At 55.0% G+C, this 20,090-nt stretch carries 16 protein-coding genes; 5 read left to right on the top strand and 11 right to left on the bottom strand.

Going from position 1 to position 20,090, the window contains the following annotated elements; genetic code table 11:
• Positions 1 to 152: 152 nt before the first annotated feature.
• The 6 genes from AC5Q5A_RS07660 to tldD form a co-directional block, all read right to left on the bottom strand.
• Positions 153 to 1,172 (bottom strand): threonine aldolase family protein, encoded by a 1,020-nt coding sequence (locus tag AC5Q5A_RS07660; RefSeq protein WP_493894864.1) that lies wholly within the window; start codon positions 1,170 to 1,172, stop codon positions 153 to 155.
• A gap of 73 nt (positions 1,173 to 1,245) precedes the next feature.
• On the bottom strand, positions 1,246 to 2,268 hold the full coding sequence (locus tag AC5Q5A_RS07655; protein WP_493894863.1) for a threonine aldolase family protein: 1,023 nt from the start codon (positions 2,266 to 2,268) through the stop codon (positions 1,246 to 1,248).
• Positions 2,269 to 2,371: 103 nt separating this feature from the next.
• Positions 2,372 to 4,654, bottom strand: coding sequence for a CHASE2 domain-containing protein (locus tag AC5Q5A_RS07650; protein ID WP_493894862.1), 2,283 nt, complete (start codon positions 4,652 to 4,654; stop codon positions 2,372 to 2,374).
• Between the two features lie 31 nt (positions 4,655 to 4,685).
• The gene (locus AC5Q5A_RS07645) at positions 4,686 to 6,107 is read right to left on the bottom strand and encodes a FecR family protein (RefSeq protein WP_493894861.1); all 1,422 of its coding nucleotides are present in this window, start codon (positions 6,105 to 6,107) and stop codon (positions 4,686 to 4,688) included.
• A gap of 2 nt (positions 6,108 to 6,109) precedes the next feature.
• Positions 6,110 to 7,582 carry a tetratricopeptide repeat protein gene (locus tag AC5Q5A_RS07640; protein ID WP_493894860.1) on the bottom strand — a complete coding sequence of 491 codons (1,473 nt, stop codon included), beginning with the start codon at positions 7,580 to 7,582 and terminating at the stop codon, positions 6,110 to 6,112.
• 253 nt (positions 7,583 to 7,835) lie between these two features.
• Entirely contained in the window at positions 7,836 to 9,269 is a 1,434-nt protein-coding gene (gene tldD, locus AC5Q5A_RS07635; protein ID WP_008891569.1) for a metalloprotease TldD, read from the bottom strand.
• A 209-nt stretch (positions 9,270 to 9,478) separates the two neighbouring features.
• Between tldD and AC5Q5A_RS07630 the strand changes: the two genes are divergently transcribed.
• On the top strand, positions 9,479 to 10,747 hold the full coding sequence (locus tag AC5Q5A_RS07630) for a DUF3422 family protein (RefSeq protein ID WP_493894859.1): 1,269 nt from the start codon (positions 9,479 to 9,481) through the stop codon (positions 10,745 to 10,747).
• 19 nt (positions 10,748 to 10,766) lie between these two features.
• On the opposite strand, the gene AC5Q5A_RS07625 is transcribed toward AC5Q5A_RS07630, so the two are convergent.
• Entirely contained in the window at positions 10,767 to 11,822 is a 1,056-nt protein-coding gene (locus tag AC5Q5A_RS07625) for a COX15/CtaA family protein (RefSeq protein ID WP_493894858.1), read from the bottom strand.
• A gap of 252 nt (positions 11,823 to 12,074) precedes the next feature.
• Between AC5Q5A_RS07625 and AC5Q5A_RS07620 the strand changes: the two genes are divergently transcribed.
• Both AC5Q5A_RS07620 and AC5Q5A_RS07615 read left to right on the top strand, forming a co-directional pair.
• Entirely contained in the window at positions 12,075 to 12,635 is a 561-nt protein-coding gene (locus AC5Q5A_RS07620) for a precorrin-2 dehydrogenase/sirohydrochlorin ferrochelatase family protein (RefSeq protein WP_493894857.1), read from the top strand.
• Positions 12,632 to 13,375: a phosphoadenylyl-sulfate reductase gene (locus AC5Q5A_RS07615; RefSeq protein ID WP_197146828.1), complete on the top strand. Its 744-nt coding sequence runs from the start codon at positions 12,632 to 12,634 to the stop codon at positions 13,373 to 13,375. Before AC5Q5A_RS07620 ends, AC5Q5A_RS07615 begins: the two co-directional genes overlap by 4 nt.
• 49 nt (positions 13,376 to 13,424) lie before the next feature.
• Here AC5Q5A_RS07615 and AC5Q5A_RS07610 read toward each other — a convergent pair whose 3' ends face one another.
• Together AC5Q5A_RS07610 and AC5Q5A_RS07605 are read right to left on the bottom strand one after the other, a co-directional pair.
• A complete protein-coding gene (locus AC5Q5A_RS07610; RefSeq protein ID WP_490412642.1) occupies positions 13,425 to 14,873 on the bottom strand; it encodes a deoxyguanosinetriphosphate triphosphohydrolase in 1,449 nt (482 codons plus the stop codon).
• 112 nt (positions 14,874 to 14,985) lie between these two features.
• Complete coding sequence (locus AC5Q5A_RS07605) at positions 14,986 to 15,405, bottom strand: DUF4870 family protein (protein ID WP_063087371.1); 420 nt, start codon at positions 15,403 to 15,405, stop codon at positions 14,986 to 14,988.
• Positions 15,406 to 15,632: 227 nt separating this feature from the next.
• Here AC5Q5A_RS07605 and gor point away from each other — a divergent pair, with 227 nt between their 5' ends.
• The gene (gene gor, locus AC5Q5A_RS07600; RefSeq protein WP_493894856.1) at positions 15,633 to 16,991 is read left to right on the top strand and encodes a glutathione-disulfide reductase; all 1,359 of its coding nucleotides are present in this window, start codon (positions 15,633 to 15,635) and stop codon (positions 16,989 to 16,991) included.
• Between the two features lie 86 nt (positions 16,992 to 17,077).
• Here gor and AC5Q5A_RS07595 read toward each other — a convergent pair whose 3' ends face one another.
• On the bottom strand, positions 17,078 to 17,542 hold the full coding sequence (locus AC5Q5A_RS07595) for an Lrp/AsnC family transcriptional regulator (protein ID WP_493894855.1): 465 nt from the start codon (positions 17,540 to 17,542) through the stop codon (positions 17,078 to 17,080).
• A gap of 159 nt (positions 17,543 to 17,701) precedes the next feature.
• On the opposite strand from AC5Q5A_RS07595, the gene AC5Q5A_RS07590 reads away from it, so the two are divergent.
• On the top strand, positions 17,702 to 18,718 hold the full coding sequence (locus tag AC5Q5A_RS07590) for a 1-aminocyclopropane-1-carboxylate deaminase (RefSeq protein WP_493894854.1): 1,017 nt from the start codon (positions 17,702 to 17,704) through the stop codon (positions 18,716 to 18,718).
• 51 nt (positions 18,719 to 18,769) lie between these two features.
• Here the strand turns inward: AC5Q5A_RS07590 and AC5Q5A_RS07585 are convergent, their stop codons facing one another.
• Positions 18,770 to 20,077: a TRAP transporter large permease gene (locus AC5Q5A_RS07585; RefSeq protein ID WP_008891577.1), complete on the bottom strand. Its 1,308-nt coding sequence runs from the start codon at positions 20,075 to 20,077 to the stop codon at positions 18,770 to 18,772.
• Positions 20,078 to 20,090: the final 13 nt, after the last annotated feature.

The raw sequence follows: 20,090 nt of genomic DNA, 5'->3' as shown, positions 1-20,090 counted from the left end.
TGTCCGGTTTCATCATTGCAGCAGTGCATTTTTTTCAAGGCTCGGCAGGTGAAATCGGTAAATCACGTGTTTAAAATGTGCTTTTGAACGATTCATATCTTATTGAATCATAATGATTCGTTTGATTTCACCCGGCCTTTTTGCCTCAACTTCTACCCTAGAGTGGTATTGAGTTTGGTGATTTGCACGATATCCGCGTTCCACGCCGCAACAAATCGATAAACATCGGCACCAAGCGATGGCCAGCCGTGGAACATAAGACCGGCATCACGCAGTTTTCCGGCAAGATCCGGAGACATTTTGACAAACAGCTCATTGCCCTCTGCCGCATGCGTAAGTGACGCGCCCTGTTTGATCAGGACGTCGGCAAGGGCCTGCGCTGCTGCGTTGGCGTGGGCGGCATTTTTCAGCCAGACATCATCCTTGATATAGGCCAGAAGCTGGGTCGCCAGATAGCGGTGCTTGGAATGCAGATGGCCACTGCGTTTGCGCGCCTGCTCGATCCGGGGTTTCAGGCTGGTGTCAAAAAGGACAATGGCATCAACCGCCATGGCACCATTTTTGGTCGCGCCAAAGCTGATGGCATCGACGCCGACCTTCCAGGTGACATCGGCCGGATGGCATTTGAGATGTGCCATCGCGTTGGCAAACCGCGCCCCGTCCATAAACAGGCGGAGATCATGCTTGTGGCAGACCTCGCCAATCGCCTTGACGTCATCAACGGTGTAAACCGCACCAAGTTCGGTGGCCTGTGTGATCGCCACACATTCAGGCGAAACCGAATGCACACCGCGATCAACCAGACCACTGACAAAGCCATCAAGGCCATCTGCTTCAAGCTTTGCCGCCGGGCCATCCATCGGCAAAAGTTTTGCGCCGCCGGTGAAGAAGGCAACGCCGGTGCTTTCATCCTCGTTGATGTGGGCTTCGTGGTGGCAAACCACCCCGCCATAGGGCGAAACAAGCGCAGACAGGCTGATGCAGTTTGCCGCAGTGCCGGTTGCCACTGGAATGACGGCAACTTCCTTGTCAAACAGCTCGGAAAAGGAAGCATCGAGTTGCTGGCTGAGATCGTCACCGCCATAGGCCGGCGCATTGACAGATGCGTCCTTTGTCAGGGCTTCCAGAATTTCCGGGCAAAAGGGCGATACGTTGTCCGAGGCAAAATTCATCTTAAATCTCGTCGTTTTTGGTGGCATTGCGGCGGTGATATCACATGCATCCGGGCGGCATGGCAAGGCTGCGCTATTGACCAACGGTTTCCGGCAAGGCTTCGATCAACTCAATCGGACTGTTCCAGGCACAGACAAACCGATAGGCATCCGGACCAAGTGACGGCCAGGGGCGGAATACAATACCTGCATTGCGGAGCTTTTCTGCCAACGCATTGGTCATGTGAATAAACAACTCGTTGCCTTGGGGGGCAAAGGCGGGCTTTGCGCCCATGCTTGAAAGGGATTTGGCGAGAGCCGTTGCTGCCGCGTTGGCATGACGGGCATTGCGCAGCCAAAGATCATCTTCAAGATAAGCGAGAAGCTGTGCGGCAAGATAGCGATGCTTGGAAAACAGATGGCCGCCGCGCTTGCGGTTCTGTTCCGTTTTGCGCCGGAGTTCCGGATCAAATAATATGATCGCATCAACAGCCAACGCACCGTTCTTGGTCGCGCCAAAGCTCAGGACATCAACACCGGCTTTCCATGTGATTTCAGATGGGTGGCAATCAAGGGCGGCAACCGCATTGGCAAAACGCGCCCCATCCATGAAAAGCCGCATATCGTGTTTTTGGCAAACCGACCCGATAGCCTGTATTTCATCAACGCCATAGACGGTGCCGAATTCCGTGCTTTGCGTGATCGCAACACATTCCGGATCAACTGAATGCATGCCGTTTGAAACATGGTTGGTCAAATAGGCATCCAGTGCGTCGGCTTCGATCTTTGCCGACGGCCCGTCAATCCCCAGCAACTTTGCCCCGCCGCCGTAAAAGGCAACACCTGTGGATTCCGTGACATTGATATGGGCGTGGTGATGACAGACCACGCCGCCAAATGGCGACACCAGCCCAGAAAGCCCAATGACGTTGGCCGCCGTTCCGGTTGCAACCGGCACGACGGAAACATCACGCCCGAACAATTCTGAAAAAGCGGCATCAAGCTTTTGGCTTTTGTCATCCGCGCCATAGGGCAGGGCGCTGGCATCACTTTCGGCGGCGATAGCCGCAAGGATTTCCGGACAGATCGGGGTGACATTGTCAGATGAAAAGTTCATTGGGGCCTCAAAGGGATGACGTAAAAAGGCGCGCAGTTTGGCAAGGCAATGCTGTTTGGTGGTTGGCCAAGATTGTTTGGATTTTGCGTGCTTGGCAAGTCAGCTATTTGCTGGTGGCGATGAATACGCCATCCCAATCGGCTGGTGGGGGCGTTTCTTTGAACAAAGCGATGCGGCTGGCGTAAAGATCATAAAGGTCGCCAAGCTTCGCAAAATCGCTTGATGCCTGCTGGCATTCTGCGATCAAATGTTCGGCTTCGTCCCAGTTTCGGGCGCGATAGGCCGAAAGCATGGCCGCGTGCAAATTGGCGAAGTTTTTGAACTGCGCTGATACCGCCATGTCCTTATCGCCCAGCAGGGTAAAGATATGCAGCGCTTCGCTTTTGCCCTTAACGGTGATCAGGTCGAGTTCGATCAGTGCGAAATCATCACCAACCCGTGTGGCAACATCCTCGCCCAGAACGACATCAACGCCATAGTTCTTTGATTGTCCCTCAAGCCGGGAAGCGAGGTTGACCGCATCGCCCAGCACCGAATAGTCAAAGCGCTGATCCGATCCCATGTTGCCGACAAGACAATCGCCGCAATTGATCCCGATGCCGACATTAAGCGGCAGGAAGGGCCCTTTGGCCTGTTCTGCTTCCTGTTTGCGTTCATCATTAAGCTTTTCAAGGGCACGTCGCATCGCAAGCGCGCTGTCACAGGCATTATGGGCATGGTTTTCAACATCCAGTGGCGCATTCCAGAACGCCATGATGCAGTCGCCCATATATTTATCAATCGTGCCTTCACGGTTTAGGATGCAGTCGCTCAGCGGTGTCAGAAGCCGATTGATCAGGCGTGTCAGGCCTTGCGGATTGGATTTGAAACCTTCGGATATGGCGGTAAATCCGCGGACATCACAGAACATCAAGGTCATATCACGGGTTTCCCCGCCCAGTTTCAGACGTTCGGGATGTTCGGCCAGTTGCGCCACCAATGCCGGTGACAGATAGTTGGCAAAGGCTGCGCGCACCTGTCGGCGTTCGCCTTCGGTCCGCATGAAACCAAGCGAGCTGGTCGCAAGATAGACTGCTGCCAAGCCGACAATCGGATAGAGCGGATCAATGAGCACGAGTTTATGTGAATAGGCCCACCAGGAAATGCCAATTGCGCTGGTGGCAATCGCCAGACCAATCACCGCCGGCCAGACCGCACCAAGCCGTGGGACTGCCAGGATGAAAAACATGCCGACGATCAGAAGGACCAGCATTTCGACTTCTGCCGCCCAATAGGGACGGGTCAGGAAATGTTCAAGCAGCATCTGTTCAAGCATTTCGGCATGGACTTCGACCCCCGGGATCACGCGATCAAGCGGGGTGGAGCGCAAATCAAGCAACCCGGCCGCACTCGTCCCCAGCAGGACCATTTTATTTTGCAGGATGTCGGTTCCGACCGTTCCGTTGAGGATATCTGTCGCCGAAAGATACCGGTCTTTCTGATGGCCGGTAAAGTGCACCCACATATACCCGGCGCGATCCGTCGGGATGGTCAGGGCACCAACGCGAACGGACGCGATGCCTTCCGAGTTGGTCCAGCGCGTACTGCCGCTCGCCCCAGACATCCGCACCAGCATGGTCTTGGGGGCATTTTGTAAAACGCGCAGCATCTCAAGGCTGAGTGTCGGGTAAACTGGCTTGCCAATGCCCGGGTGATCATGGTCGATGGCAGCCATCAACGGCACACGCCGCACAATTCCGTCCTGACCCGGCGAGACGTTGACCAATGCGTTGCCGGTCGCAGCCGCTTCAATAATATCAAGGTTTCTGGCTGCACTTGGCAAGACCGGAACGAAATCTGAAAGCGTGCGACCTGCTTCGCCAGCTGCACTGAAATTCCCAACCTGGCGGGGAAGGGCATCAAACTCGCCATTACGGAGCTGAACAGCGGTGACCACGTTGCCGGTGCCCTTTATGAATTGGGCAAATAGCTGATCGTGATCGGGCAAGGCCTTTGCCATTTCCGCAATACGATCACGCTCGGTGCTTTGCGGCCAATCGTCAATCACACGTGATGGTGATGTACGATCAGGCTCGGCAAAAACCATATCAAAGCCAACGACAAGCGCCCCATTGGCGCGCAGGCGATAAAGCAATTCCGAAAGCTTGGTGCGCGGCCACGGCCATTGGCCTTCAGTTGCCAAGCTGCGCTCGTCGATATCGACAATCCGCACGCCGACATCTTCGTAAGCGCGCGGTGCAATTTGTTGATAAAGGTCGAAAACCGTTAAACGCAGCTGATCAATCACCGGCACATTCTGCCAGCGCAAAACGATGCAGGTGAAGAGTATGGCCAGCGGAACGATATATTGCAGGCCGGTCATAAGACCGAATTTTCTCAGACCCATGATTGTGCCTTTGATCGAAGGATCAAGAGGATCAATTCAATGTCCCGGATGATGCATTTCCATTCGGAACGTTCGTGGTCTTCACATTGAAATCGACATGTGTCGCATCCGTAAATGTCGCAGACGGATTACAGCTCATTGTAACGCAGGCGGCGTTGTAGCTAAAAGCATTGTTGTCGAAGGCGACATTTCCGGAACTTGCTGAGTAGTCGAAACCGGAAAAGGATGCCGATCCTCCTGTTCCTACGCCGTCATTGATGCTGGTAAATGAAACATCGATCTTTCTGTTGGCGTAATCGACCGTTGTCGAGAAACTGTATGAAATTCCGCCGCCACTGACATTCAAGGTGCCTGTTGTGGCGCTACCACTCATTACCTGACGAAGGCCGTCATAGGTAAATGGGTCAGATGAGCCGCCTGAACTGCTAGTGTTGTTGACCAGATTATTATTCAGGATCGACGTGGTTTCAGCGACATTTTGGGCGCTGTTGACTGTTCCGATTTGCGCCATGGCGACGTCAACGGCTTGTGCGCTGGTTGCGCCGGTCTGGTTTTGCGCCTGTCCGGTTTGCTGGCTCGTGACAACAGGCTGCTGTGTGGCGGATGAGGTCGAGCTTGCACCTGACCCGGAATCCGAGCCACCACCGAGTGATGCGGTACGCACAACATTAGCCGAAAAATCAAACGTCGCGGCACTGGTTGGGAAACGTGTGGGCGTGGTGACATTGTTGTCGGAGACAAAGACGCCAAAGTTTTCGCCGGTCACACTTTGCGAACCACCACTCTGGTTAAAGGCGGCAAAGGCGCCGGGCCGTGATGTCGTGTCATTGCGCGACAGGCCGGGGCCTTGGTTCACCGCCATAAAAACCAGCTGGTTTGCGGTGTTTGCGTCGGTGGTATCAAAACTGCCCGGCACGATTTCGTTTGCCTGTTCGGCCGTCATGGATCGGATCAGGCCAATGGTGCCGCGAATACCGATCGATCCAACCGGCAGGTTCACATCCATGCTTGATGGATTGTTGAGCGGGATTTTACCGGTGACAAAGCGCATCACGCCCTTGGCCATATCGGCGACAATGCGTCCGTCGCCGGTGGCCGGGTCATAAACGAACTCGTCAATCGCAACGTCGCTGTTTGGTCCGATGGTAAACACCGTCTCGTCAAGCAACAGCACCTGCATGCCCGAGTTGGCTGACGTGACGATCCGATCCCCCAGATAGACCGGCATGCCGCTTTCAACCAGAATACCGACTTCACCGGTGACTTTGGAAAGTGTGATTTCGCCGGTTACAGCGGCCGAGACGCCCGCCATTTCGGCTTCAAGTTCTGCACTGGCGGGTTTGGATGCCATCAAGACTGTTGCGGCAATCAAAGATGCGCAAAGCAGCGTTTTGCCGGCAAGTCGACGGATTGTCGCAGTCGATTTCAGGGGTGAATATTTGGCCATTTGCATCACTAGAACTCCCAGCGGCGTGTCAGAAATACCTGTGCACGTGCGTTATGGTATTCGTAGTTGGGAATGTTTGATTTTGTGTTCAGATACTCACCGGTGATCGACCAGTTGATCGGTGCCAGAAAGCCAAGTATCTGATTTGCCGTTTCGCTATCCCCAAACAAGTCGGTCGGCAATATCGTCGAAAGCGGTGCACCGTATGTCAGGCGGGTCCGAGTACTGCGATCCGTGCGATATCGCGGCGAATTGCCGGTCGTCAAAAAATCCGGATCCCGGTACTGGTCCATGCCATAGCGGATGCTTCCGCTAATGTAACTTCCCCCGCCAAACAGATAAGCATGGATCAGCTCGCCGCTCAAGCTATTGTAACTATAATAGTTTCTGGCGGCATCCTTCATCCCGGCCGCAAAATTCACCGTCGTACGATGATTTGGCGACCAATTGTAGTTGCCGCCGATCCGTGCGCCATAGCGCTGACCCGAATGCAAGCGAAGCGCACTGGATTCAGATGTGTTCTGATATCGCTCGTCAGAATAGCTGACATCGCCGTTCAGATTAAAGAACGGGCGTACGTTCCAGTCCAGCCGCAGGCGACCGGTTCTGGCGGTCAGGTACTTCTCGCGCGAAAGCGACTGCGCGGTCTGGCTGAGTGTCGGGGTAAGCATCCAGTATCCGCCGCGAATACGTGTGCCGATTTCTGCCGAAAAGGATCCAAGGTCCAGCGCGTCAAGCTGAACCTGGTCACTGCCATAACCGGTTAAACTTGCAAAAACCTCGTGGCCTTCCTGATAACCAAGGTCATAGCTGACGTCATAGCGAAGCGCCCCGATATAAGCGATGTCGTTGTTGGGTTTGTCGCCGCTTGCGGTGATGGTCGTCGGTGTGCCGGTCAGAAGCTGGACCTTGTCGTTCGGGGCCGCGTTACGGTTGCTGTCGATCTGGCTTCCCAGTGTCAAAGTCAGGCTTTGTGACGGGCGCTTGCGGCGGCGCTCGATGGCGCTGACATACTGACGGATGTTTGCTTCGACATCTGGCGAGATATCCATTTGCAACAGGCGATCAAACTGGCTGCGGGCCTCGTCCAGGCTATCAAGGCGATAAAGAACAATCGCATAATACAGGCGTACCGGTGCCAGATCCGGGTCCAGAACAAGAATGCGTTCAAGGGTTGCGGATGCCCCGCGGACGTCGCCACGCGCCAGCTGCGCCTTGGCCCAACGGAAGTTAAGGACGATGTCATCGGGATTTGCAAGGATGTCGGCATAGGTGATGTCACCGCCATCATCAGTGCTCAGCAGAAAGTTCGCCCGTGCAGTTACGTCGGTGAGTCGCTCGAAATCTTCGGAAAACTGGCGTGCTTCGTCTGTGCGCACATCAATGCTTTGCTGTGCGCTTACCCCGGTTGTTCCGATTGCAAGCGACGTTAGACCCGCTGCAATCAGCGCGGTAACGTACTGCCATCTGCCTGTCGTCAAACTGCTTTCCTACCATTGGCAGGTCAGGACCGTCATCGGGTACACGTAATGTCGGCAGAAAGTTTGGCGACGAAACCCGAATGGCGACCATAACCTGTTTGGAAACGATCAAATCAGATTATGGTCTTTGAAAAGACAGGGATAGCCATTCGGCAGGTTGGTGTTGCCATGTGTGGGTGGATAGTATTTCGCACCTTGCGTATAGTAAATTTATCGAAAGGTGGTTTTGCTCCTATCCATAGGTCACCCAGGGTTATACTGCGGTCCCGCCGACGGTCAGACCATCAATGCGGAGCGTCGGTTGCCCGACACCAACGGGAACACCTTGCCCGTCCTTGCCGCAGGTCCCGATGCCGTCATCAAGTGCCATGTCATTGCCGATCATGGAAACCTTGGTCAGACTGTCCGGGCCGTTGCCAATCAGGGTCGCGCCCTTGACCGGTGCGCCAAGTTTGCCATCCTCGATCAGATAGGCCTCGGAGGCCGAGAACACGAACTTGCCCGATGTAATGTCGACCTGACCGCCGCCAAAGTTGACGGCATAGATGCCCTTTTTGACCGAAGCCAGAATTTCTTCCGGCTCCTTGTCGCCACCGAGCATATAAGTGTTGGTCATGCGTGGCATCGGGGCGTGGGCATAGGACTGACGACGGCCGTTGCCGGTGGATTTGACACCGGTCAGGCGCGCGTTCAGGCGATCCTGCATAAAGCCCTTGAGGATGCCATCTTCGATCAGGACGGTTTTCTGGGTCGGCGTGCCTTCATCATCAATCGACAGCGACCCGCGGCGGTCATGGATGGTGCCATCATCAACCACCGTCACACCCGGCGATGCAATCCGCTGACCCAGAAGCCCGGCAAAGGCAGAGGTACCCTTGCGATTGAAATCACCTTCAAGGCCGTGACCGATGGCTTCGTGCAGCAAAATGCCCGGCCAACCCGGGCCAAGCACCACGGTCATTTCACCAGCGGGGGCTGCGACTGAGTCAAGGTTCACAACTGCCTGACGGAGTGACTCATCAACCGCCTTTTTCCAGGTTTTTTCATCAAAGAACCCATCATAGCCGATGCGGCCACCTTCGCCGTGCGATCCGGTTTCCATGCGATCACCCTGTTTGACAACCACCGAGACGTTAAAACGCACAAGCGGGCGAATATCACCAATGCGCTGTCCGCCTGAACGCCAGATTTGCACAGCCTGCCAGTTGCCTGAGATTGAGGCCGAAACCTGCACCACACGCGGGTCACGCGACCGGGCATAGGCATCAATCTGTGCCAAAAGATCGACCTTGGCTTCAAATGTGGCCTCACCGAGCGGGTTCACGTCGGAATAAAGCGACACGTTCGTGCCGATTGATCCCAGATCAACCTTGCCTGAACGGCCCGATCCAACCGCCTTGACGGTTTCGGCGGCACGCGCAACCGCGTCGTTGGACAGTTCATTGGAATGCGAAAAGGCGGTTGCCTCGTCGGCAACAGCGCGCAGGCCAAAGCCCTGTGCGGTATCAAAGTTCGCACTGCGCAGGCGGCCATCATCCCAGACAAGGCTTTCGGATTGGCGATATTCAAGGAAGAGTTCCCCGTCTTCGGCAGCGCTAAGTGCATCATTGACCTGTGTTTCAAGCCGGTCGCGATCAAGATCACCCTTGGCGAAAAACAGATTGTCGGTGGTGCGAAGATCGGTCATGGAACCTCCTTGGGGCCGCGATAGCACGGCCAGAGAAAATGTCTTTCCCTGTACGATAATTCAGTTGGGGCGGTATTATCCCTTACTCAATTTAGGGTTTCTGATGCCTTCGACTTTCATCTATACAGGTACTTGTTCGGGCAAAGGACAAAGCCATGGCCCGAGTGGTTTATATAGACTGCAATAACCAATTATGAAAGCCCGTGGCAATGTTTGTCGAACATCCCCAGCGCGTCGCCCTTCATAATGAAATCCATGCCCGACCGTTTGGTGGTGTGACCAGCCCGGCGCGGTGTTCCTGCCTTGCCTTTCAAACGGGTGAAGACCTTGATGATGCGGTGCGCGATCATTTCACCGCCTTTTGTCAGCGCTATAGCCTGACGCCACCCGCCGCAGATCAAAAATATTTTGAAGCCGCCTGTGACGGATTTTCCGTCATCTGGGAACGGCACGCGGAATTCACGGTCTATGTCTTCAAGCGCACAGAACCATTTGATAACCCGTTCGAAGATCCGGTGATCAATCTTGTGCCGCGCGACTGGCTTGATGAAACACCGGGACAATTGCTGGTGGGGTTGCACATCGTTGTCGACAAGGCTGAGCGGAGTGAAGATGAACTTTCCCGGCTGTTTGATCATAATGGCCTGACCGGCAGCCGCATATTGGGTGGCACCGCACAGGTCTGGACGGACTTTCGCCTGCATGGCGACGGGTTTGGGCGCATCCTGATCAAGGATTGCGGCCTTGAACACCTGCAGGCCGGGCGTCTGGTACAGCGGCTCAAGGAAATTGAAGTCTATCGCATGATGGCGCTGCTGGCCTTTCCGTTGGCGCATACGGCGACACCCAAGGTTTCGGAAATCGATACCCGCCTGTCGGAAATCACCGCTGAAATGGCGAGTAAAACCCAGACCAACGATGAAGAAACGCTTGCCAAACTGACCGACCTTGCCGCCCAGACCGAGGAAATGGCAGCCTCGCTCAATTACCGGTTCAGTGCGGCGCGGGCCTATTATCGCATCGTGCAGGCGCGCCTTGGCGAACTGCGCGAAGAACGCATTGAAGGCATGCAAACCATTGCGGAATTCCTTGAACGTCGTTTGGCCCCGGCGATGCGGACCTGTCAAAATATCGGCGATCGGCTGGAAGTTTTGTCAAAGCGCGTCGCAAGGGCCAACAACCTGCTGCGCACCCGCGTCGACATCCTGCTTGAAGCGCAAAACCGTGACCTTCTGGCCAGTATGGACCGACGTGTGAAATTGCAACTGCGCCTGCAACAAACCGTCGAAGGTTTGTCGGTGGCCGCCATCACCTATTATGCGGTCGGGCTTCTGGGTTACCTGTTCAAGGCAATCAAGGATACCGGCGTTCCGATCAATGACCGGGTTGCCACGGGGGTTGCCGTACCAGTGGTGCTGGGCGCGATCTGGTTTTCGATGCACCGCATCCGCAAGGCGCTGCATCGTGCCGATGACTAACTAAAGATACGTCCGCGACTTAGGCCGCATCGCGCAGTTTGTAGGCGGCATAGGTCGTCGCCCCAACCAGAACAACCGCACCGGCCTGATGGGCAACACCCAGCGGAAGCCATACGACAGTCAGAAGGGTTGTGATGCCAAGCGTGACCTGCAGGCAGGCCGCAAGCAAAACCAGATGGGTGGCAAAGCGTTGATTGGGGTTAAGGTCCCACTTGCCCGCACGCCACCAGAACACCAGCACCATCACGAATGTCAGTTTCGCCAGCCAGCGATGATCCCACTGTACCGTCATATGGTCCTCAAATGGCGCCAGCCACGCCGGATCAAACACGAACAGGCCATCGGGGATCAGTTGCCCATCCATCAGCGGGAAGGTGTTGTATATGTGCCCGGCATTAAGGCCGGCGACAAAGCCGCCGGACAGGGCGGTAAACACAATCAAACACAGCAACTGCAAGGCGCGCGTTGACGATGCGGTGGTTGTCACGCGCGGGTTCAGCTGTTGCAGGGCGACCCAAAGCAGGGCGATGAAAATAACCAATGCCAAGCCAAAGTGCGCCGTCAGACGATACTGGCTGACATCGGGGCGATCAACCAGACCGCTCATCACCATGTACCAGCCCATCAGGCCCTGCAGACCGCCAAGGATGAACAGCCCCCAGAGCTTCCACTTGGTTGCGCGATCAATCGATTTCTTGGCCAGGAACCAGACGAACGGGATGAAGAACACGATCCCGATCAACCGTCCCCACAGGCGATGGATGAATTCCAGCCAGAAGATCGATTTGAAATCCTCGACCGACATCCAGGCGTTGATTTTCTGGAACTCGGGATACTGGCTGTATTTTTCATAAAGCGTCTGCCAGTCGGCCTCATTCATCGGCGGGATGATGCCGGTGAAGGGGCGCCATTCCACAATCGAAAGCCCGGACTCCGTCAGGCGGGTCAACCCGCCGATCACCACCATGATGAACACCATCGCAGCACAGCCAAACAGCCAGATGGCGACATTTTTGTTGGCTTGTGGGTGCGCAAGGCTGACTTCGGACAGGGCAGGGGAGGCACTGCTGGACATCTGGACGCTCTCTTGAAGGTATCTTCTGGCGGACGGGTTTTGAAATTTGGCCCAATATAGGGCGATTTTGCAAGAATTGCAGGAAAAGCTTTACGGAAAAATCGGGGCCGGTGGTTCAGTCAGGTCGCAACTATTAAATACTATTTTTTTGTGTTAATTGTATATAAAACACATAAAAAATGTATTGAATAATTTGCTATCCACACTCATAGTCATGGGTAATAGAGAGAAACCCGCATTAGAGGATCGACGATGTTTCCCATCAATCTGGACCTGACGCGACTTTCGGTCGCATTGGTCGGCAACGGTCAGGCCACCCTGAACCGTTTGCGCCAGTTTGACGGTGATGGGGCAAAATACGTTACCGTCTATTCTGAAGACCCGATACCCGAACTGGCCGAACAGGCCGGTGACCGGTTGCAGCGCTATTTGCCAAATTCGGCGGATGTCAACGCGGCCTCCATCATGTTTATCATCGACCTTGATCTTAAAAAAGCAGCCGAGCTGGCCTCCATTGCCAAGGCAGTTGGTACGATTGCCAATGTCGAGGACGTCAAACAATATTGCGATTTTTCGTCGCCCGCGCGCATTCAGCGCGGTGACCTGATGATCACGGTTTCGACCAATGGGAAGAGTCCAAGACTTGCAGGACGCATTCGTCGTGCTATAGAACAATGGTTTGATCCGAGATGGTCCGAACGTCTGTCCATTCTCGCCGCCGAGCGAGAGAAGTGGAAGGCTGACGGCGCTGATATGAAGCAGTTACTTGATAAAACCGACGATTTCATTGATCGTCGTGGATGGTTGCCATGAATGTATTGCGCGAAGAAGATATTGTGACCGGTGGTTCGATGTCTACCGAAGAGGCAACAGACCGTGCTGCTGCTTTGCTAAGCCGTTATGGAGATCTGCAAGGTGTCGCTCTAATTGAACCGATGGTGCATGAAGAATTCAACGGCCGCATCACCATGACCTCATCCTTCGGGACAGAGGCCGCTGCCCTTTTGGCGCTGGTGGCCGAGGTCGACCGTGATTTGCCGGTGATCTTCCTTGATACCCGCAAGCTGTTTGGCGAAACGCATACCTATCGCGAAAAGCTGGTCGATCATTTGGGCCTGACCAATATCAAGATCATGCGCCCGGATGAGGAAAAGCTTAAGGCCGAGGACCCGAACGGCATGCTGTTCGCCTCGGACGTGGCGAAATGCTGCTACCTGCGCAAGGTGGAGCCGCTTCAGCGTGCGCTGGAAGGCTATGACGCCTGGTTGACCGGGCGCAAACGCTTCCACGGTGGTGAACGTGATGCGCTTCCGGTGATTGAACCGGCGGGGTCGCGGATCAAGATCAATCCGCTGGCGGGGTATAAGCGCGAAGATATAGAAGACATCTTTGAACATCGCGCGTTGCCGCGTCATCCGCTTGAGGCCGAAGGCTTCCTGTCAATCGGCTGCATGCCCTGCACCGAACGTGTTGACCCCAACACGACCGATGTCCGCGCCGGACGCTGGGCCGGGCAGGACAAGACCGAGTGCGGCATTCACTACATCATCTAAGCCTGATCAGGCTTCCATGAAAAACCCGGCCAGATGGCCGGGTTTTTTGTTAGATGGTTATGCCCTGAAGCTTTCGGAACAGGGTTACCGCATAACGATCCGTCATGCCGGAAATGTAATCCATCACCCGCATCAGGCGACTATAGAGGTCGGGGGCTGCCATCAGCTTGCCCGACAGAAGCTTGTCGATGCGATCCGCCTGCGGTGGCAGTCGTTTGCCATGGTTTTTATGCTCGTCAATGTCGATGGCGGCCCGGACAAAACTGTCCAGCAGGCCATTGATGACCTCGAACCCGGCCATTTCAATCGGCAGGACATGTGGCGCGTTATAGATCTTTTGCACGGCCAGCTTCTTGCACGCCTTGGCATAGGGGCCAAGCGGGGTGTTGGCCAAAAGATCACCTTCGATGGTGCCGGCAAGCAATGCGTCTTCATGTTCGATGAAGGCATCAACCGCGGCCTTGACCAGATTGCCAATCGCCTTGCCGCGCAGGAAACCAATCCGGTCATCTTCGGATTTCTCGGCATACCAGCCTTCCGAACGCAGGTCTTTCCAGCGTTGTTCGGCATCGCCGTCATATTTTTCCGGATGGCGGGCAATCGGGGCCAGCGCACGTTCGACTTCCTCGAAACTGACACAGCCCAGTTCCCAGCCATCTTCAAGATCGACCACGGAATAACAAATGTCATCGGCCGCCTCGACCAGATAGACCAGCGGATGACGCCGCCATGCACCGTCAAATCCTTCCAGCGGGGACAGGCCGCAAACCCTGGCAATCGCCTGCGCAATGTCGCGTTCTGCCTGATAATATCCGGGCTTTTTAAGGCCGGTATATTCCTTGCGGCGGGCGTCAGGAACCGATGTGCTGCGCGGATATTTGATGAAACTGCCCAGCGTGCCGTAAGTCAGGTTAAGCCCACCGTCAAAGCGCTTCATTTCAAGCTGGCTGATGATGCGCAACCCTTGGGCGTTGCCTTCGAAATGGCGCAGATCTTCAAGCTCCGGCCCCGAAAGGCGCGATGTCAGCTCGTCCTTGGCAAGGCGCGATGTGGTGAACCATTCATTGATGGCGTCCTCGCCAGAATGCCCGAATGGCGGGTTACCGATATCGTGGGCCAGGCACGCGGCCTGCACCATGTAGCCGATATCGGCCACGGTGGTTTCCGATCCCTTGGGCAGGTTTTTAACGATATGCGCGCCCGCCATCAGTCCCAATGATTGCCCGACCGAGCCGACCTCTATCGTGTGGGTCAGGCGGGTATGGACATGATCGTTTTCGGAAAGGGGATGAACCTGCGTCTTGTTTTGCAGACGCCGGAACGAGGATGAGAAGATTACCCGGTCGACATCAATCTGAAACGGGCTTCGGCCATCGGGTGTCGGATAGGGGGCACCTTCGGGCAGGCGAATTTTGCCATCCTTGAATTCAAGCCGATGAGAAGAAAGAAGATCTTCCCAGCGCATTTTATCGCCGGAACCCTGTACAGACGACGCCACTTTTTACCCCTGTCCAAATCAAATGTTATTATCGGGCAACTTTAACGGGCCGGGGAGTCCGGTGCAATCGGACAAACAGTCTTTGACCCGATTGCACCGCGTTTATGGGCGATCAGCCAAAGAACCAGCTTTGCGGGTTATCAATCGGGCGGCCATTCAAGGCGCGCAGAAGGCCGATCACATTACGCCCGATAAACCAGGCGGTGGTGTAAAGCGCCATCAACCCGACGACAGCCCAACCCAGAAGCGGGATCCAGCCAATCACGAAGGTGAAGAAGCCAAGAATGATGGCATAAAGGATGCTGATCCAGAATGTCCGGATGACAAACGTGTAGTGGCTGTTGGTCCAGTGATTGTCGTCTTCGCGCGCGACGTAGGACACAATCAGCGCAATCAAACCGGTGGCAAAGGCCGTAAACAGGGTTGCGATCATCAGCCCGTAACAGACAGCGGCCGTATTCCCGCCGCGCTCGTCAGTATAGCGCGGTGCATTGTCAAAAGACGCATCCTGACCGTGGATATGGTCGTTCATGGATAAAATCCTATCAAGTTGTCGCAATCCCCATCGCGTCTGCCAGATCATATAACCCAAAAGTTTAAAAATGCTATCCCATAGCGGCATCTTGCGCCTTTGCGGGCACATTGGGGCCCTTTCACGCGGATTTTACGCCCGGTTTACCGTGTTTTGCCTCGACTCTTGGCAAATTCGCCCTACATTTGGCGCCATGTTGTCAATTGACCAAAAACAGGAATTTCCGCATGTCGGACTATGATTTTGATTTGTTTGTTGTTGGTGCCGGTTCGGGTGGTGTGCGTGCTGCCCGCGTGGCATCGGGATATGGTGCCAAGGTTGCCATCGCCGAGGAAAGCCAGGTCGGCGGTACCTGCGTGATCCGTGGCTGTGTGCCGAAAAAACTGCTGGTCTACGGCGCGCACTTTGCCGAGGATTTCGAAGATGCCTCCGCCTATGGCTGGACCCTTACGGGCGAACCAAGCTTTAGCTGGAAGACCCTGATCGAAAACAAGGATACCGAGATCAATCGTCTCAATGGCATCTATAAAAGCCTTCTGAAGGGATCGAATGTCGAGCTGTTTGAAAGCCGCGCGGTCCTGAAAGATGCCCATACCCTTGAGGTCGGCGACAAGACGGTGACTGCCGAACGCATTCTGATTGCGGTGGGCGGCACGCCGGTGATGCCTGACATTCCGGGCATCGAACATGCCATTTCATCCAATCAGGCCTTCCATCTTGAAGACCTTCCCGAACGCATCGCGGTTGTTGGCGGCGGTTACATCGCCGTTGAATTTGCCGGTATCTTTGCTGGTCTTGGCGCAAATGTGACCCAGTTCTATCGCGGCGATCAGATCCTGCGCGGCTTTGATAACGATATCCGCAACCATCTGGCCGCCGAAATCGTCAAAAAGGGCATCGATCTGCGTCTGGACACCAATGTCACGGCGATTGAAAAGAATGATGACGGTTCGCTCAGCCTGACGCTGACCGGCGGTGGGCATCAGGAAGTCGATGCCATCATGTTTGCCACAGGGCGCGAACCCAAAACCCACGGTTTGGGTCTTGAGCAGGCCGGGGTGGAACTGAACGACCGCGGGGCAATCAAAACCAATGCCGGTTTGCAGACCAGCGTTCCAAACATCTATGCCGTTGGCGATGTCCGCGATCACGTGCAACTGACCCCGGTCGCAATCAAGGAAGGCATGTCCTTTGCCGACACAGTCTATGGCGGCAAGCCTTGGTCAATGTCCTATCAGGCCATCCCGACCGCTGTTTTCAGCCAGCCACCGGTTGGCACTGTCGGCCTTTCCGAAGAAGAAGCGCGCGATAAGGGCAAAGACATCGAAATTTACAAATCGACCTTCAAGCCGATGCGCCACACCCTTTCGGGACGTGATGAAAAAACGTTGATGAAGCTGGTCGTCGACAAAACCACCGATGTGGTGCTTGGGGCTCATATGGTCGGCCCGGATGCGGCTGAAATCATTCAGGGCATCGGCATTGCGGTTCGCATGGGCGCAACCAAGGCCCAGTTCGATCAGACTGTTGCTGTTCACCCTTCTGCGGCGGAAGAATTCGTCACCATGCGTTCGCCGGTAAGTTAACTACTGCGCTGCGTGCGAAAAAAGACCCTAAAACAAAGGCGATATCTGTTGGATATCGCCTTTGTCATATGTTTTGGCAAATGCCGTCAAAAAGGCAGTGGCGCGTTATCGACCACTTCCTTCATGACAAAGAAAGTGCGGGTTTGGCGCACACCGGGCAGGGCGATCAGTTGATCACCGTGCAGACGGTTGAAGTCGGCCATATCGCGCACCCGGATTTTCAGGAAATAGTCGAAATCACCCGCCACTAGGTGGCAATCGAGAATGAAGGGCATGGTGCGACAGTTTGCCTCGAACTCGGCGAAGCTTTCGGGTGTTGAGCGATCAAGCACCACGCCGACAATCACCAGGGCACTGCGGTCGACTTTTTCCGGCGCGATCTGGGCACGGATGCTTTTGACATAGCCTTCCTCAAACAGCTTTTGTGTCCGACGGTGGCAGGTGGCAGCACTTACATTGACCTGTTTGGCAATTTCGGCGTTGCCCATGCGGCCATCTTGCTGCAACAGGCGCAAAATCTTGAAGTCGATCTTGTCAGGCTCAAAATGCATGAAAGAACCTTCCGTGAATTTACCAATTAATGGAACAAATGGTGATTTGATCAAAGTGTGATGGTCTGAGCCGGGAAAATCAATCCGAACTATGAGAGCACCTTCCAAACGTGTCGCGCTAGCCTGAAGACGGTTTCAATCAGTTTTCAGGAGTGTCCGATGAATTTGCACAAGTTCGAAAAATATCCGCTGACCTTTGGCCCAACCCCGATTGAGTCTTTGCCGCGCCTGTCCGCCCATCTTGGTGGTGATGTTGAACTTTACGCCAAGCGCGAAGACTGCAATTCCGGTTTGGCCTTCGGCGGGAACAAGGTCCGCAAGATGGAATATATCATTCCCGATGCGATCAAATCCGGGGCCGATACGCTGGTGACCATCGGTGGCGTGCAATCCAACCATACCCGGCAGGTCGCAGCGATTGCCGCCAAGATCGGGATGAAATGCCGGTTGGTGCAGGAAAGCTGGGTGCCATTCAACGATGCGGTCTATGACCGTGTGGGCAACATCCTGATGAGCCGGGTGATGGGTGCGCAGATCGAACTGGTCGATGAAGGATTTGACATCGGTATTCGCGAAAGCTGGGAAGCAGCCCTTGAGGACGTAAAGGCCAAGGGTGGTGTGCCCTATGCCATTCCTGCCGGTGCATCGGTTCATAAATATGGCGGTCTTGGTTTCGTTGGCTTTGCCGAGGAAGTTCGTGCGCAGGAAGCCGAACTTGGCTTCAAGTTTGATTATGTCGTCGTCTGTACCGTGACCGGCTCAACCCATGCCGGGATGGCAGTCGGCTTTGCCGCAGATGGTCGGGCGGAAAAGGTGGTCGGTATTGATGCGTCGGCAACACCGGATCAGACCCGTGCACAGGTGCTTGCGATTGCACAGAAAACCGCCGATCTGGTGGAGCTGGAAGGCGGCATTTCGGACCGGGATATCACCCTGATCGAAGATTACGCCTATCCACTCTATGGTGTGCCGTCTGAGGAAACCAACGAAGCTATCCGTCTTTGTGGACGCCTCGAAGGCATGATGACTGATCCGGTTTATGAGGGGAAATCGATGCAGGGCATGATTGATCTGGTGCGCAAGGGATACTTCCCCAAGGGATCGAAAGTCCTTTATGCCCATCTTGGTGGCGTGCCTGCGATCAATGCATACAGCTATATCTATCGCAACGGTTAACCGGCGCGGGAAATGCAAAGGTCGGAGCCAACTGGCTCCGCCCTTCGTTTTTTAGCCCCCGGCAAGGCCCGGGAAGATGATCAGAAGTGCGACGGCCAAAATCTGCAGGCAGATAAACGGCAGAAGCGACTTGAAGATGTCGCCTAGCGATATGTCGGGTGGCGCGACCGATTTCAGGTAAAAGGCCGCAGGCCCGAATGGCGGCGACAGGAAGCTTACCTGCATGTTCATCGCAAACAGCACGCCAAACCAGACCGGGTCGTAGCCGAGCTCTTTTACGATCGGCACGAAGATCGGCATGGTCAGAAGCGCAATACCGACCCAGTCAAGGAACATGCCCAGCACAAACAGGATCAGCATCATGAACAGGATGATGATGGTCGGATCATCGGAAATGCCGGTGATCAGGGTTGAGACAAACTTGATCCCGCCCATCAGGTTGAATACGCCGACAAGGGCCGATGCACCGATGCCGATCCAGACAATCATGCCGCAGGTCGAAAGCGTTTGAAGTGCTGCCGCCTTAAGCATCGGAAGCGAAAATTCACGCCGCAGAACAGTCGAGGCAATCACACCTGCCACACCGACGGCCGAGGCCTCGGTCACGGATGCGATGCCACCATAGATCGACCCCAGAACGCAGAACACGACCAGAATGGGCAGGAAAAGGCCCTTGAGCAGGCGGATCTTTTCTTCGCGCGGGATTTTTTCGGTCTGCGGCGGCGGGGCGATGTTGTTGCCGGTGTAAGAGCGAAACAGCACATAGGCGACATAGAAGCCCGCCAGCATGAAGCCGGGCAAAAAGGCCGAGGTGAACAGATCGCCGATCGATACGTTCGCCGTCAGGCCATAAATGATCAAAACAATGGATGGTGGCACCATGGTGCCCAGTGAGCCGCCAGCACAGACAACGCCGATGGCGAGGTTCTTGTCATAGCCCTGACGCAGCATCTGGGGCAGGGCGATCAGGCCGAGCAGAACAATTTCGCCGCCGATGATGCCGCTCATGGCAGCCAGGATCACCGCAACAAAGATCGTCTGAACCGCAACACCACCTTTAAGGCGTCCGCCAAACAGGCGCATGGCATCAAACAGGTCGCGCGCAATACCGGATCGGTCAAGGATCGCCGCCATCAGGACGAACATCGGCACCGAGACGAAAACAAAGGATGAAACGAATGAATAGACCCGGCTTGTGATCAGCGGCACCGCCATCGGGCCAAACCAGCCAAGGGTAAAGATCAAGGCAATCAACAGCGTGACAAATGCCAAAGGCATGCCGGTCACAAGGAAACCAAGCAACATGACAAACATGGCAAGTGTGCCGAATTCGATGCCAAGGGACTGTAAATCAAACATTTAAATGTATCCT

Source organism: Thalassospira sp. CA1, from assembly GCF_059052855.1.
The sequence above is the reverse complement of the archived record's forward strand: the minus strand, read 5'-3'. Positions and strand labels throughout refer to the sequence as shown.

Coding starts and splice junctions, on each gene's coding strand:
- AC5Q5A_RS07660 (WP_493894864.1), bottom strand. CDS start 1,172: ATGAATTTTGCCTCGGACAACGTATCGCCCTTTTGCCCGGAAATTCTG.
- AC5Q5A_RS07655 (WP_493894863.1), bottom strand. CDS start 2,268: ATGAACTTTTCATCTGACAATGTCACCCCGATCTGTCCGGAAATCCTT.
- AC5Q5A_RS07650 (WP_493894862.1), bottom strand. CDS start 4,654: ATGGGTCTGAGAAAATTCGGTCTTATGACCGGCCTGCAATATATCGTT.
- AC5Q5A_RS07645 (WP_493894861.1), bottom strand. CDS start 6,107: ATGCAAATGGCCAAATATTCACCCCTGAAATCGACTGCGACAATCCGT.
- tldD (WP_008891569.1), bottom strand. CDS start 9,269: ATGACCGATCTTCGCACCACCGACAATCTGTTTTTCGCCAAGGGTGAT.
- AC5Q5A_RS07630 (WP_493894859.1), top strand. CDS start 9,479: ATGTTTGTCGAACATCCCCAGCGCGTCGCCCTTCATAATGAAATCCAT.
- AC5Q5A_RS07625 (WP_493894858.1), bottom strand. CDS start 11,822: ATGTCCAGCAGTGCCTCCCCTGCCCTGTCCGAAGTCAGCCTTGCGCAC.
- AC5Q5A_RS07620 (WP_493894857.1), top strand. CDS start 12,075: ATGTTTCCCATCAATCTGGACCTGACGCGACTTTCGGTCGCATTGGTC.
- AC5Q5A_RS07615 (WP_197146828.1), top strand. CDS start 12,632: ATGAATGTATTGCGCGAAGAAGATATTGTGACCGGTGGTTCGATGTCT.
- AC5Q5A_RS07605 (WP_063087371.1), bottom strand. CDS start 15,405: ATGAACGACCATATCCACGGTCAGGATGCGTCTTTTGACAATGCACCG.
- gor (WP_493894856.1), top strand. CDS start 15,633: ATGTCGGACTATGATTTTGATTTGTTTGTTGTTGGTGCCGGTTCGGGT.
- AC5Q5A_RS07595 (WP_493894855.1), bottom strand. CDS start 17,542: ATGCATTTTGAGCCTGACAAGATCGACTTCAAGATTTTGCGCCTGTTG.
- AC5Q5A_RS07590 (WP_493894854.1), top strand. CDS start 17,702: ATGAATTTGCACAAGTTCGAAAAATATCCGCTGACCTTTGGCCCAACC.
- AC5Q5A_RS07585 (WP_008891577.1), bottom strand. CDS start 20,077: ATGTTTGATTTACAGTCCCTTGGCATCGAATTCGGCACACTTGCCATG.